We start from the raw sequence: 14,653 nt of genomic DNA, 5'->3' as shown, positions 1-14,653 counted from the left end.
TATTATGTCAGTCAGTGCTCCGTCGAATGGAACTACAACCACCAGTGCCCTGATCTCACCGATAGCAACTACCTCACCAGCTACCTCTGGTAGTGCTACCATTCTGTCAGTCACAACGCCGGTGAATGGAACCGCAGCATCTACTGGTACTCTGGTCACTCCGGTCGTGACGACAGCGCCGGCTACCTCTGGCAGTGCTGCTATCCTGTCAGTTAGTACATCGGTCCAAGGAAATGCAAACAGCAGTTCCTCAAATGTGACTCAGTCAGTTCCGGTAAAGACCCCGGTAGTTACCCAGGTCCCTGTGGTTCCGGTTGTAACCGCAACTCAGACACCAGTTACTCAGTCAAATCAGACTGTTAGTGCAACTCCGGTTCAGACCCTGTCAGGAAATACTACCATGAATTCTTCCAGCAGTTCTTCCTCATCGGTCTCAAATATTACAACCGCTGTATCCTTCCCCTCAGGGCAGGCAATTACTCACTAACTGGTTTGTGGATTACAAACCCTTTTTTAAGACAAGTAAGCAATTCCAGAACAGATGAAAAACAGATGATTGGAATACCATTCGGTATGATTCCAATCGTTATTCGTCAGGATCCTGGTAATAATATTCGCCTTTGGAGATCTGATCCCTATCCAGGAATGAACCCGGCTTGTTGATACGTGGTCTGCCACTTTTGTCACGTCTGAACGTAACGTTCAACTGTTTTAAGAACCGGTTCATCCCTTCCCGCATGTCAAACGGACCGGTAGCCCGGCCTTCAACTCCGGGTGTTCCTTCAAAAACCAAAAGCCGTTCACTGATGATATCGATCACATAGATATCGTGATCGATGACCAGTACTGCAGCTTCTTTTCCTTCAAGCTGTTGTCTGAAGACCTTGGTCAGTTTCATCCGTTGCTCGACATCAAGGTGGGCACTCGGCTCATCAAGCACATACAGATCAGCATCACGGGAGAGGCAGACTGCGATGGATACCCGCTGGAGTTCTCCTCCAGAGAGTGTATTCAGCGGTGACTGAAGGATTGGCTCAAGGGAGAGTGGTTCGATGATATCATGCTGATACCGTCCTGAGTCAAACGCTTTGGTGATCTGGCGGAGCGTGAACTCAACCGTATCGGTGGAATCAGCCTTGACATATTGAGGTTTATAGGAGATCCGAACCGTGTCGGTCATCTCACCACTGTCAGGTTTCACGGCACCGGCGAGCAGTTGGGCAAAGGTGGATTTCCCGATACCATTTGCACCAACTACCCCTATCACTTCCCCGGCTCTTATATCACCACCGTTTACCTGAAGTGAGAACCGGTCAAATTTCTTGGACATAACCGGAATATTCATCAGTTGATTCTTTTTGGCCCCTTCATCATGGGTCCGGATTTCAAACGATACCGGGTAATCACGGATTCTGACATTCTCCTCTGCGAGGAATCCGTCGAGATACTGGTTGATACCGATTCGAACTCCTTTTGGTCTGGTGATGATACCAAAGACCGCAGGTTTACCATAGGCAACATGGACCGTATCGGCAAGCATGTCCAGGATCGCGATATCATGTTCAATGAGCACGATCGGTTTCTGCTCTGCGAGTTCCCTGATAACCTGAGCTGCAGCCATCCGCTGGTGAATATCTAGGAATGGGGTTATCTCATCAAGGAAGTAGAAATCTGCCTCGCGGGCAAGAGCTGCTGTTAGTGCTACCCGCTGGAGTTCACCACCTGACAGGAGTTTGATATCCTGGTCCTGGATACCGGTCAGAGAGAGCCGCTCGATATATTCTGTGAGCTTCCCCCTCTCATCAGTATTCTTCAGGAGATCCCTGACCATCCCGTTGAAGACCTTGGGGATGACATCGATATACTGGGGTTTGACCGATACCTTTACCCCTCCCTTGGTGAGGAGCTGGAGGTACTCGAAGAGTTCGGTTCCGGTGTACTTTTTGAGGATTGAATCCCACTTTGCTTCCTCGTCAAAGAACCCCATATTCGGGATCAGCTGACCTGAGAGGATCTTTACCGAGGTGGACTTTCCGATACCGTTTGCACCAAGCACACCGGTCACTTTTCCTTGGATCGGTGCGGGCATCCCATACAGGACGAAACTATTAGGCCCGTACCGGTGGGTCGGGTACTCAAGTTCCTCAGGGAGCGTGATGATATCAATGGCATCGAACGGGCATTTTTTTACACAGATGCCGCATCCGACACAGAGTTCCTCTGATATGAAAGCCTTACCCTCTTCATCAAGGACGATGGTTTCATCCCCGGTTCTGACCCGGGGACAGTACAAAATACATTCGCTGCCACACTTACGGGAATGGCAGCGATCCTTATGAACTACCGCGATTCGCATATGCTATCATGCTGCCTTAAGGGCAGAGCCGGAGAGGAGAATCGTCCAGGTAACGAACCAGAATGAAAAGGTCATAAAACCCTGGTAGAACCAGTCTTTCTTTTCGAGCGTGTACTTCATCCTCAGAAGCATGAAGATATGCTTCTGAATGATGATGGCTGCAATGAGAATTAGTATTGAGAATAGTGCTGAGCTTGACCCGCCTGACTCTAATGCTTTTCCTTCAGTAATAAAACAGAGCAGCCCTGCAAAAAAACCAGCAATGACCGCGATGATCGTCCGGATAATCCTCCCGGTATAGTCATCTGCTTCAGGAACGGATACAGGCGCGGTATCTTCTGATTCAGGAGCGGTTTGGAACGATTCTTCCGTCATTCGGGTACCCACTTGTCCTACTTTTTTAGTTGTAAGCCCATATGTAAGTTGGTATTATATGGCAACTCAGCAGGGTATGAGTGGCGTGGATCTCATTGCGGTAACTGCCGAGCTGCGGCGAATGCTTCCGCTCTGGGTTCATAAGGTGTATCAGGGAGAAGACCGGATAGCGGCAATCCGAATGAACACAAAGGAACGGGAGAAACGAACCATACTTATCGAACCGGGAAAGAGGGTTCATCTCGTCCCTGAAGTTCCTGAATTTCCGGTAATTCCTCCTGCCTTTGCCATGCTCCTGCGTAAATATCTCGTTGGTGGCAGAATACTCGATATCAGGCAGCGTGGTCTGCAGCGGACAATTATTCTGGATGTTCAGAAGTCTGATCAGGTTTACCATCTGCTCATCGAGGTCTTTGATGTCGGCAATATTATCCTCTGCAATGAGGATTACACAATTATTCAGCCACTGACCAGGCAGAAATTCAAAGATCGTGATGTACTTCCCGGCAAGCTCTATCTGTTCCCTCCTTCTGATGTGAGTCTCCAGACTCGCGAAGAGTTTATAGCAACACTGCAGGCTGATGACCGTGACATTGTCAGGGCTCTTGCCGTGGGATCCTTCCTCGGAGGGATGTATGCGGAACAGGTCTGCCGGACTGCCGGAATCCCTAAAGATACTCCTGCTGCTACCGTTGATGGGGGGATCGTATATGATGCCATTCATGCCCTTCTCCATGAAGCAGCAGAGCACCCGACTGCGGTAATCACCAAGAGCGGTTGTCATCCGGTGGTTACTGCTGACCCTGTCCTACAGGGTCCGTTCCCCTTATTCAGTGATGCCCTGGTAGTATATTATCCGAAGAAAGTCAGGGAGATCAAAGAAGCCAAGCCCAAGGTATCGCGTGAAGATCGGATACGACATCAGCAGCAGGAAGCATCTAAAAAATTTGAACGCCAGATCAAACGATACGAAGAAATCGTTGAGAAGATCTATGAGGAGTACTCCTTTGTACAGGAGGTTATCACCACCCTTGGATCAGTTTCACAAGTAAAATCATGGCAGGAGATTGAGGATATTCTCAAAGCCGACACATCCGGGGTTGGAAAGAAGATCAAGCAGGTATTCCCGGCAGAGGCCGCTGTTGAACTTGACCTGGGTATTGTGGTAAAGATATTTGTTCACGATACCGTTGAGCAGAATGCGGGGCGGAATTATGATCAGATCAAGAAGTTCAAACGGAAACTGACCGGTGCCAAAGCGGCGATGGAGCGGCAGATTCACCAGCCGGTTCGTAAAGCTACCGGGTATGTGAAGCCTAAAAATAAATGGTATCACCGGTTCAGATGGTTTCAGACTTCAGACGGAGTCCTGGTCATCGGTGGACGCGATGCCGGCCAGAACGAGGATCTGGTTAAGAAATACCTGGAAGGTGGTGACACCTTTGTGCATGCTGATATCCACGGAGCCAGTGTTATCATCGTCAAAGGGAAGACAGAACACTGGGATGAGGTATCCAGGTTTGCTGCCGCTTATTCAGGAGCATGGAGATCAGGGTTTGGTACTGCCGACGTGTATGCTGCACGCCCGGATCAGGTATCCAAGACTGCTGAATCCGGAGAATACCTCTCCCGCGGATCCTTTGTGGTCAGGGGTGAACGGCAGTGGTTCAAGTCAGTACCCCTGGAGATAGCAATCGGACTGCAGAAAAAACCTGAGACCCGGATCATCGGCGGTCCTGCATCAGCGGTTCAGAAACGTGCAGAACTATTCCTGCTTCTTACACCGGGAACTTTTGAACCGAATGATGTGGCTAAAAAGGTGGTCCGTGTTCTGCGTGACCGGCTCCCTGAGTCTGAACAGAAGGCACTCAAGTTCGCACTCAACACCGACTCCATCGCTGCCTTTGTCCCGCCCGGAGGTTCTGATATCAGGGAAGCGGTATGAAGGCAGATATCGGTGAACTTCAGCGTTCGTTTGGCGAGATCAAACTCTTTCCTGAATCATCAGATGACCTCTGGCATCTCCAGCATCTGATCATTCCTGGATCTCTGGTGTTTGCTACTACCCTGCGCAGTGTTGAAGGTGCAACCGATAAACTCCGGCCAGAAAAACAGGAGAAGCGCCCGGTCAGACTCGGTATCCGGGTTGAACAGGTAGAGTTTCATGAATATGCTCTCCGTCTGAGGGTTTTTGGGCTCATCGAGCAGGGAGTGGATGAGGGTTCGCATCATACTCTGAATCTTGAGCCCGGGTTTGAGATCTCAGTGATCAGAACCTGGCATCAGGCAGATCTTGAGCGGATCGACCGTGCAGTCAGGAGTGCAGGATCTGAAGCGGTTCATATCCTTGCAATCGAAGAAGGAGATGCAGAACTCTACCGTATGCACAGTTACGGGCCGCGTCAGATCTATACCCTTACTGCCGGAAGTGGGAAAGGCATGGAGTGCAGCACCAGGCAGGATCTCTATGATACCGTTATCACAGTTCTGGAACCGGTAACCGGTCCGCTCATCATTGCAGGTCCCGGGTTTATAAAAGAAGATTTCGCGAAGCGACTCCGTTCACAACAACCGGATCGTGCTGGTGCAGTTCTGGTCCTTGAGACCCGCCGGAGTGGGAGAGGCGCAGTCCAGGAGGTTATCGGACAGGGAGCACTTGAGAAACTCACCGGTGATCTTCAACTAGCCAGGGAAGTAAAATTTCTTGATGAACTGATGGCACGGATCGCAAAAAATGAACCCGTTGCATATGGAGCGCAGGAGGTATCTGATGCGGTCAAATTTGGTGCGGTTGAGACTCTCCTGGTTGCTGATACCGGACTTCACATACCCTCGGTGACCGTCATCCTCAAAGAAGCAGAAGCGATGAGGTCTGATGTGGTCATCCTTTCAACTCAGTTCGAACCTGGTCAGCGGCTTGAAAAACTGGGTGGAATTGCTGCACTGCTCCGGTATCCTATCTCCTGATCGTGCAAAGCAATTTCTCTTTACTGAAATTCAATGACCAACTCGATCGGGCAGTGATCTGATCCCAGGATCTCATTGCGGATCGTAGAACTGATTACATGTTCCTTCATCCGCTTGTTTTAGAAGAAGTAATCGATTCGCCACCCGACATTGCGGGATCTGGCTCTTGTCTTATAGTCCCACCAGGTATAATGGCCTTCCCCGGATTCAAAGAGTCTGAAGGTATCGATGAATCCTGACTCAACCAACTGATCAAGCCACTTTCGTTCTATCGGGAGAAACCCGGATACGGTCTCATTCTCTTTCGGCCTTGCAAGATCGATCGGGTAGTGAGCGGTATTGACATCTCCGCAGATGATGATCCGCTCTCCAGCGGCATCCCGTTCTCTGATGTGGGCAAGAAACGCATCATAAAACCGGAGTTTGAAAGCGAGCCGCTCTTCGGATGCACCCCCGTTTGGGAAATATATCGTATAAAGCGTGAACTCCGGATAACGGGCAATGATGGTTCTCCCTTCGTGATCAAACTCACCAGGGCCGAACCGGTAGGAGATATCATCAGGTTCCTTTCGGGTATAAAGACCGACTCCGCTGTATCCTTTTCGCTCTGCAGGATTCAGATAGAAAAAATAGTCCCCGATTCGTCCCAGTTCTGGTGGAAGGCTCTTTGCGTCCACCTTGGTCTCCTGCAGACCGCAGATGTCCGGCTGTTCATGGTTCAGAAATTCAGGAAATTTTCTCCCATCCAGGATCTCTTTTCCTGAAATCGCGCGAAGTCCGTTTACATTCCATGATAGGATTCTGTACCTGATCATCGCTCGTAAACCTTATCCGATTCCGAATTCCCTGAGTGCTCTGATACTATTATAGGCACTCCGGTAGGTGGGAACATCAACAACTCCCTGGGCACCATGAGCATACATGGCGGCAGCGATAGTGCTGAAGTTGATCGATCCCTGCCCGACCTCAAGATGGTCTTCAGAGATCCCCTTACAGTCATACAAATAGAGATAACGGCTTGCCCCATCATGCAAAAACTGGGGAAGGCAACCGTTTGCATGGGCATGCCCGATATCGAGGGCAAGGGGAACCTGACTAACCATCCCGAGATCTTCAGGAGTTCTGAGTAGATAGTTAGCCCATCGTCCCGTGTTTCTCAAGAGGAACCGTACTCCGTACTCGTCTGCTGCCTGAATCAGATCCTTGCTTGACCGCGAGAGTTGTCTGCGGGCAAGGGCAAAGTCAGATTGGGCAGTGAGGTATCCGGGGCTGACTATCACATCGGCCTGCACTTCGGCGGCAAACGTAAACCGTTCTACCGTCGCGGCTACTGATGCCTGCCGTACCGGTTCCAGAATACTTGCCAGGTTGATATCGAGGTGTGGCAGACGAATTGAATACCGGTACGGAAACGACTCTAACAGACTCACCGATGGGATCCGATGTGCTCCGGCGTCAACAATCTCAACACCGCGGGTAAGTGAACCCAGATTCTCAAGCGTGACCTCAAGCGGGGAATCCTTCAGACAACGTGTTGATATCCAGAGCATGGTATCACGTATACAGGTACCAGAACATATTCAATCCTGATTACCTTTCTCCTGAGGGTTGTATATGATCTTCAGGTATCAATCTGTTTCTAAATGGTGTTCGTACCATGGTCAGGGGATCCGGTTCCGTATCTTTTTTCCGTAGTGATCGGCAACATAATAATTATGTCAGTAAATAAGGACTCAACCATTCTGGAAGTTCTCCAGGCGAATCCGGAAGCTGCCGCAATTTTTGCACGGTTTGGCATGGGCTGTGTCGGATGTGCAATCAGCCGTGGCGAGACTGTCAGTGAGGCTGCTGCAGCACATGGGATTCCCCTTGCAGATCTGCTAGGTGCCCTCGGTATCGAGGCTTAACTCTTTTTTTACTATCCCGAATCTACAGGATTTAGTCTATAACTTAAAAAAGAAGAACCGGTTTTCGGTTAGATATACCCGAATGACTTGAGGACAACATCAGGGTTGACTGCTCCGACATGGTAAACCTTGCCTTCGGTCAGTTCGTTGATCGTTACCTCTGCTGGTGAGAAGAGTGAGGTGTCGATCTGGTAGAAATCAAAGTTGGCTTCCTTAAAGATCTCATAGAACGGTTTGCCATACCCCTTTGACTTGTTGCTCGGAATTTTTTCAAGGTAGTCCTTGATCTCCGGTGCCGTCATGGTGAGGTTGATCTGACCGTGATAGATGGTCGCATCGTTGGTTGTTCCCATTGCCTTGGTTGCGTCTGCTTTAACCGGTGGTATGGGTGCACAGCCGATTGCTGCGGTGATCTTCCTGGTGTCAAAACCAAGTTCGTTCAGTTTGTAGATGGCGGTCTCAACGCACCGGCCGGATACCTGGATGGACCCGACGATCGATGCGGTCGGAGCAACCACTGCACAGAGGTTCTCAACCTCGATGCCACATTCCGACGCTATCTTTGCCATGACTTCACCGTTGGGAAGGTGATCAGATTCGAGCGCAATGACTGCATCATCGCTCTCGTCCTCATACCCGATCACCTCATAGGTATGCTTTGGCTTGAGTGCAAGTGCCCGTGCCGGTCCGGAACCCATTGCAAAGTAGTTGCCTGCTTTTACTGTCCATCCTGCTTTCTGTGCTCCAAGACAGGAGATTGCCGGAAAGTCTGTGCTAACCTCGATGAACGGCATCGGCACATCTTTGATCTGGCCCATTCTGAAGTTGACCTCTCCAAGACCCCCCATACAGATCTCGGTAAAAGCACGACCTGCTGCATATCCTCCTGCAACAGACACACCGCAATCCACGATCTTGGCACCATTGTCAAGTTCATGGTATGCAACATTAAAATCTTCAGAATAGTTGGCGAGATTATCGAATATTTCAAGAGCTAATTCATTAACACTAATCACGTTCGAACCCCCATGGAGTACCCTAACATGTGTGATGGAAGGGTATTGAAGACTTCGATTTCGTCTCTGAATGCCTTTTTATAGATATAAAAGAATTTTATCAGGATCATACCGAAGATTTATTAATCGTGTCCGACCCCTTCCTTCCTTATACTGAAGGTTCAGCAGCCGGAGTGCGTCAAGTTTTTGGATTATCTCATAAAAAGTGGTGTACCCAATCTTCAGTTCCCCTTTTACCTTCTCAAACATATCTCCGGTCGTGAGTTGTTCATCTGACGCAGACGCAACCGCAATGAGTTTGATCACATCCTTCTCCTCTTTTGAGAGGGACCTGAGACTGAACTGCAGATGCACGTATTTGGAGATCTTATATGCAGCTCTGATATGCTCCCTGCTGATCTCCCGCTCTGCACCCATTTCAGCATTCAGAGCAGCCCGCTTCAACATATCGATCCCGACTCTCAGATCTCCGGAGGACATGGTATGGGCAGCGATGAGTTTCAGCATCTCATCTGAAAGAACACCGGGATAAAAACCCTGCAGAACGCGTTCCCGCAGAATATTATATACTTCGGCTTCTGCATACGGGGGGAAATAGATCTCGGTAGGAGAAAAGACAGACCTGACTCTGGTGTCGATCTCTCTGGAAAGATCGACCTCCATATCTGATATGATAACGACGACGCCGACACGTGTCCCCGGATATGCTTCATGAGATCTCAAGAGGATATACAGAATTTTGTTCAACTCATTCTCAACGAGCAGGTAATTTGCATCATCAAGTGCCACCACCACCACCCGGTTCTGCTCGATCATTGCCTGGGCAATGGATTCGAAAACCCGTTTGAATGAGTTCCCTGCTGCAGAAGGACTGTGCCCTGCGAGTTTTTTATATATTTCTGAAAGGATGGAGAACCGGGTATTTTCAATCTGGCAGTTAACCTGAACCGGAACCATCATGGAGTCGATATCATCAAGGTCGCTGAAGATCTTTCTTACCGAGGTGGTCTTCCCGGTTCCCGGAGTTCCCTTGATGATGGCGTTAAGTGGTCTCCCTCCCTTCAACCCTGGCTTGAGCAGGAAGGAGAGTTCGCGCATCTGGTTCTCACGGTAATTGAACTGATCAGGGATGTAATCAATCTCGAACACATCGGGGTCCCTGAAGAGGGTCTCATCCCACATCAACAGACTCTTCTTTGGCATAATTCCCCTTTTTATTGTGGGCCTGCTGGTTCTGCGTGCAAACCGGCCCGGTACTGGTGATTAATTGGAATCCTGATGACTAGATTCTGTCGGTAAAAATAAGATAGATCCCTGTCTGGCCGTACAGGTGATCAGGGTGAGAAGAGCAGGGGAAGCAGGTCTGTGCCTGTTATCTCTCCGAATGATCCCAATTTCGGCTCGTTTTCTGAAAACCGGGTGCAACGGTCAGTTCTGATCCCTCTGATTGCGAACGGAACCGGATCCATGGTGTGGGTTTTCACCCGGATCGGAGTAGGGTGATCAGGGAGTACTGCAATCCGGCCGTCATACTGCTGCATGATCGTTCCCAGCATGGTATCTATCCGTTCAATGGCAAGGATCTTCTCTTTCAGATCACCCATATGGCCTGCCTCGTCAGGTGCCTCGACATGGAGATACAGAAAGTCGAGCCGTTTCAATGCATCAACTGCATATCGTGCCTTTGCTTGGTAATCGGTATCGAGAAACCCGGTTGCCCCCGGAACGCTGATGATCTCCATACCCGCGTACCTGGCTATTCCGTTGAGCAGATCAACGGCTGATATCATCCCTCCGGCTATCCCCCACCGGTCCCGGAATAATGGGATCTCAGGACGTTTCCCACTGCTCCATGGCCATATATGCGTAGCAGGCTTTTTCCCTGCTGCAATGCGTGCCTTGTTGACCGGATGATCAGAGAAGACTCTGCTACTGATCTCCATGAGGGTAAGGATGAGGTCACGGTCAGGCCCGGTTGGTAGTGAGGATTTGATCTCCTGACCAACGATGTCATGAGGTGGCGTCGATTGTACTCCTCCTCCCCCTGGTGCAACCATAAGATTGCGATAGCTGACCCCCGCATAAAAAATTGCATTGCTCTTTTTTATCTCGTCATTAAGACTCTGCAGCAGGGCAGCTCCTTCAGCACTGCTGATGTGCCCGGCTGAAAAATCATCCATTACTCCATCAGTGATGGTAACCAGGTTGCATCGATAGGCCATATCAGCAGGGCCGAGTTCGATACCCATACTTGCCGCCTCCAGGGCTCCTCTCCCGGTATAACAGGTCTTCACGTCATATCCGAGAACTCCCAGATTGGCAATATCGCTTCCCGGCTGAAAACCATCAGGGACCGTTCTGATAAGTCCCATTGCCCCTTCCCGTGCAATCTGATCCATGAATGGAGTGTCTGCTGCCTCAATCGGGGTTCTACCCCCGAGTTCTGCAATCGGCTCATCAGCCATGCCGTCTCCGAGCACAATAAGATACTTCATCAGTTCCCCGACAATGCTGCCCTCACCGCCAGCCTCACACTTTCGTGACTTCCAATCTCCGGAGTATATCCGAGAGCCTTGAGTTTTTCAACGGAGAGTTGCATCTTCGGGACATCGCCAACCCATCCCCGGCTTCCCCCGGTGTACCGATAGGTCACTCCGGTGAGTCCAGCCTCTTCAACAAGGATATTGGCGATGGTGGTTACATCGATCCAGTCTTCTGATCCGATGTTGTAGGTGTTTACCTGGTCCCGTGCATGCTCGATTACGTAGGTGATCGCAGCGACACATGCGGTCACTTCCAGATATGATTTGGTCTGTTTTCCGTCCCCGAGGATCTCAAGTACTTTTGGATCAGCCCTCAGTTTTTTAATAAAATCGGTGATGACTCCATGACCGCTCCTCGGGCCGATGATATTGGCAAACCTGAATATGTATCCCCTGACTCCGAAGCTGTGACAATAAGCTGATATCAGTGCTTCACAGGCAAGTTTTGCAGCACCGTATACTGAGACCGGCTCCATTGGGGTATACGTTTCTGGAGTCGGAATAACAGTTGCCTCTCCGTACACCGTGGATGTGGAGGTGAAGACGATCTCAGAGATCTTATGTATTCTGATCGCTTCGAGAACCCGGTGGGTTGCAATGATGGTGTTATTCAACTGGGCATCAGGGGTCACCGCACTCTCCCTGACATCAGGATCTGCTGCGATGTGCCAGATTCGATCAGCACCGGCGCAGACATCCTGCCATCCCGGTTCAAGGAGGTTTGCCCTGACGAACCTGACCGCTCCTGAATCGATATGTGCACTTATAAATCGCAGGTCTCCGGCGAGGAGTGCATCGATCACGATAACCTCATTTCCCTGCGCTACCAGGTGATCCACAATATGAGAACCGATGAATCCGGCTCCGCCGGTTACGATACTACGCATCCATACAAATATCCCTCTCCTTCTACCTAAGCGTAAGCCATGTTCATCGGGATCGATCACGGAACAACAGCCATGCGGTTTGCAGGAAATGGTACCTGTTTTAAGATACCGCGAAAGGAGGCAACCGGCTTTCAGTTGACCGATCTCCTGCGTCTTTCCCCTGATATGGGTCTGGATACCATAGAGGGAATAGCACTAACCTACTCGATGGGTGACAATTTTTCATCGATAACACGCATTCAGCATCTCAAAAACAGAGGTCTCATCAGTCACGAGGGCGCCGGAGAACATACAGGTGGAGGGACCCGGGTCTTTGATGAGGTACAGAAGAGCGGGCTACCTGCAGTAGCAATCCCCGGGCTGCATCGCGGCTCTCCAACCGATCCCAGGTTCAAAGCATACTCTCATCAGGCGAGCCCTGAAAAGATTGGGATTGCGTATGAGGTGGTCCGCCATCTGGGTTCCGACTGTATCGTGTGTGACATCAGCTCCAACACAGTCTCCCTCCTGGTTAAGGATGGGCGGATTATTGGTGGATTTGATGCATGCCTCTTTGCACCCGGACGGGTACACGGTGCCCTTGATCTGGATGCGATTCGTTCGGTAGACTTTGGTGAGGTTTCTGCAAACGAGGCGTTTCTTCAGGCAGGCGTAAGCAGGAATCTCCCTCAGGATCAGCAGATTCCTGCTCTTGCCATGTTTGCCGCGATGGAATGTGCCTCTCTTGCCCTGTTAGCCCCTGGTTCACCGGTTGCCCTCTGTGGAAGTCTGGCTGAAGCGGTTGAACCCGGAGTTACTGAACTGCTTGGGAACCGTCCTCTGGTCCTTGATGAATGGACTGCTGCACGGGGTCTGAGTAATATTGCCAAAGCGGTATTTGAAGAAAGTGCAACCGGGATTCTTGGTATCCCTGTTGAACTATGAGAGAACGATATTCACGTCTTGCTTCAATCTTAATATTTGGTATGACTCTGTCCGTGGTGAAAGAAAAGCGGATTCCAATTCTTAATACCATAATCACCACTCCGGGTGATCACGCATTCTCCAGATAGCATATCAAATCCTGGTATTATTTGAGGGTTATGATCTTGGGCTTGTAACCGAGCAGAGTGATATTGGTATATTTGTAGATTTTTCATGGAAATGCTATGTATTTTTATAAGTTAATCTGCTGGTATCCATCTGGTTGGTTTTTTTAAATTGTAATATCTGAAGTTGCCGATAAATCGATTTTGTCCTGTTGAAACAGGCTATAGCATAAATACTGGGTTATCGTATTGGTATTTATTCGGGAGACCTATCTCAGCAGATCACTCTGGAATTTTGTGCACCTGGAGCTGTTTGATGTAGATGATTTTTCATGAGGACAATTATGACAACAGACATTAAGACCCAAGAAATTGAATCGCTTACCAGTATAATCGATTCGACACCGGTGTCAATCCAAATCATAAGTCCTGAAGGTGTGTTTCTTGATTGCAATAAAGCCACCTACACCCTTTATGGTATAAATAGTCAAGAGGATGTTATTGGCAGATCCGCTTCTCTCTTTTTCCCTAAACGGTTGAGTACCGGGGAAATTTCAGAAGAAGCAGTTAAGAAGTATAGTAATCAGGCTCTTTCAGGTAAAACGGTCACCTTCGACTGTGAACAGATCCGTACAGATGGAGAGGTTTTTCCTGTTCAGGTAACCCTGCAACCTGTCACATATAATCAGCAGAAGTGTCTTCTGATCACCGTTATTGACGTTTCTGTTATGTATGACAAATCCGCCTGGTACGAATCAATTCTTGATGCCGTCCAGTTCCCCATTCATGTAACTGATATGGATCGAAAATGGACCTATATGAATAAGTCCTTTGAGGATGTTCTCCTGAAAAATAAGGTTATAAAAGATCGAAAGTCAGCGTATGGACTTCCCTGTTACACAGCAGATGCAACGATCTGCAGGACTGAAAATTGTGGCATAGAGCAGCTTCAAAAGAAAGGTGTCACCGAGAGTTACTTTGAATGGCAGGGAATGACCGCAAAACAGATCACAAAACCGGTCATGAATGCCAGGGGTGAACAGGTTGGTTATGTTGAAACGGTTGAGGATCTGACCGAACATCTGAACCGGGTTGCCTGGTATGAATCAATTCTTGATGCCGTCCAGTTTCCGATCCATGTCACCGATATGGATCGAAAATGGACCTATATGAATACGGCATTTGAAGCTGTTCTTCTGAAAAATAAGGTTATAAAAGATCGAAAATCTGCGTATGGACTTCCCTGTTACACAGCAGATGCAACGATCTGTAGAACCGAAAATTGTGGCATAGAGCAACTTCAAAAGAAAGGAATCACGGAGAGTTACTTTGAATGGCAGGGGATGAACGGGAAACAGGTCACAAAACCAGTCCTGAATGCCAGGGGCGAACAGGTCGGGTATGTTGAGACTGTTCAGGATATGACTGAACAGCTTAGTGTGATCTCATATCTGCAAAGGGAGGTGGATCACCTCGGGAAAAACCTGAAAAAACTTGCAAGTGGGGATACGAACTGTGATTATGAGGTAGAAACCCCTGATGAGCATACGAAAGAGGTGGCAGCTCTCTTTGTG

The 14,653-nt window shown here is 49.2% G+C and carries 14 protein-coding genes; 6 read left to right on the top strand and 8 right to left on the bottom strand.

The genetic code is table 11. The annotated features are described in order from the left end of the window. The coding region (locus LUQ50_RS01240; RefSeq protein ID WP_300034972.1) for a hypothetical protein at positions 1-487 on the top strand (487 nt) is incomplete at its 5' end. Positions 488-586: 99 nt separating this feature from the next. On the opposite strand, the gene LUQ50_RS01235 is transcribed toward LUQ50_RS01240, so the two are convergent. Together LUQ50_RS01235 and LUQ50_RS01230 are read right to left on the bottom strand one after the other, a co-directional pair. Continuing rightward, positions 587-2,356 carry a ribosome biogenesis/translation initiation ATPase RLI gene (locus tag LUQ50_RS01235; RefSeq protein WP_300034970.1) on the bottom strand — a complete coding sequence of 590 codons (1,770 nt, stop codon included), beginning with the start codon at positions 2,354-2,356 and terminating at the stop codon, positions 587-589. Positions 2,357-2,362: 6 nt separating this feature from the next. Further along, positions 2,363-2,731 (bottom strand): hypothetical protein, encoded by a 369-nt coding sequence (locus tag LUQ50_RS01230; protein ID WP_300034967.1) that lies wholly within the window; start codon positions 2,729-2,731, stop codon positions 2,363-2,365. A gap of 58 nt (positions 2,732-2,789) precedes the next feature. On the opposite strand from LUQ50_RS01230, the gene rqcH reads away from it, so the two are divergent. Both rqcH and LUQ50_RS01220 read left to right on the top strand, forming a co-directional pair. After that, the gene (gene rqcH, locus LUQ50_RS01225) at positions 2,790-4,676 is read left to right on the top strand and encodes a ribosome rescue protein RqcH (protein WP_300034964.1); all 1,887 of its coding nucleotides are present in this window, start codon (positions 2,790-2,792) and stop codon (positions 4,674-4,676) included. Beyond that, entirely contained in the window at positions 4,673-5,698 is a 1,026-nt protein-coding gene (locus LUQ50_RS01220; RefSeq protein WP_300034961.1) for an mRNA surveillance protein pelota, read from the top strand. Before rqcH ends, LUQ50_RS01220 begins: the two co-directional genes overlap by 4 nt. Positions 5,699-5,817: 119 nt before the next feature. Here the strand turns inward: LUQ50_RS01220 and LUQ50_RS01215 are convergent, their stop codons facing one another. Beyond that, complete coding sequence (locus tag LUQ50_RS01215; protein WP_300034958.1) at positions 5,818-6,513, bottom strand: exodeoxyribonuclease III; 696 nt, start codon at positions 6,511-6,513, stop codon at positions 5,818-5,820. A 12-nt stretch (positions 6,514-6,525) separates the two neighbouring features. Then, positions 6,526-7,248 carry a TIM barrel protein gene (locus LUQ50_RS01210; protein ID WP_300034954.1) on the bottom strand — a complete coding sequence of 241 codons (723 nt, stop codon included), beginning with the start codon at positions 7,246-7,248 and terminating at the stop codon, positions 6,526-6,528. Between the two features lie 93 nt (positions 7,249-7,341). Between LUQ50_RS01210 and LUQ50_RS01205 the strand changes: the two genes are divergently transcribed. After that, complete coding sequence (locus LUQ50_RS01205; protein WP_367278928.1) at positions 7,342-7,605, top strand: DUF1858 domain-containing protein; 264 nt, start codon at positions 7,342-7,344, stop codon at positions 7,603-7,605. 68 nt (positions 7,606-7,673) lie between these two features. On the opposite strand, the gene mch is transcribed toward LUQ50_RS01205, so the two are convergent. From mch to LUQ50_RS01185, 4 genes are all read right to left on the bottom strand, one after another. Beyond that, positions 7,674-8,621, bottom strand: coding sequence for a methenyltetrahydromethanopterin cyclohydrolase (gene mch / locus LUQ50_RS01200; RefSeq protein ID WP_300034951.1), 948 nt, complete (start codon positions 8,619-8,621; stop codon positions 7,674-7,676). Between the two features lie 78 nt (positions 8,622-8,699). Further along, positions 8,700-9,824 carry an ORC1-type DNA replication protein gene (locus LUQ50_RS01195; protein ID WP_300034948.1) on the bottom strand — a complete coding sequence of 375 codons (1,125 nt, stop codon included), beginning with the start codon at positions 9,822-9,824 and terminating at the stop codon, positions 8,700-8,702. A 131-nt stretch (positions 9,825-9,955) separates the two neighbouring features. Next, positions 9,956-11,116, bottom strand: coding sequence for a cofactor-independent phosphoglycerate mutase (locus tag LUQ50_RS01190; protein WP_300034945.1), 1,161 nt, complete (start codon positions 11,114-11,116; stop codon positions 9,956-9,958). Then, on the bottom strand, positions 11,116-12,051 hold the full coding sequence (locus LUQ50_RS01185; protein ID WP_300034942.1) for an NAD-dependent epimerase/dehydratase family protein: 936 nt from the start codon (positions 12,049-12,051) through the stop codon (positions 11,116-11,118). Before LUQ50_RS01185 ends, LUQ50_RS01190 begins: the two co-directional genes overlap by 1 nt. A gap of 39 nt (positions 12,052-12,090) precedes the next feature. On the opposite strand from LUQ50_RS01185, the gene LUQ50_RS01180 reads away from it, so the two are divergent. Both LUQ50_RS01180 and LUQ50_RS01175 read left to right on the top strand, forming a co-directional pair. Further along, on the top strand, positions 12,091-12,975 hold the full coding sequence (locus tag LUQ50_RS01180; RefSeq protein WP_300034939.1) for a methanogenesis marker 12 protein: 885 nt from the start codon (positions 12,091-12,093) through the stop codon (positions 12,973-12,975). A 448-nt stretch (positions 12,976-13,423) separates the two neighbouring features. Then, on the top strand, positions 13,424-14,653 hold a 1,230-nt coding region (locus tag LUQ50_RS01175), incomplete at its 3' end, for a PAS domain S-box protein (RefSeq protein WP_300034936.1).

Origin of the sequence: Methanospirillum sp. (assembly GCF_028679455.1) — an archaeon.
Taxonomy (GTDB): domain Archaea; phylum Halobacteriota; class Methanomicrobia; order Methanomicrobiales; family Methanospirillaceae; genus Methanospirillum.
This window is presented reverse-complemented; position numbering and strand designations above follow the sequence as displayed.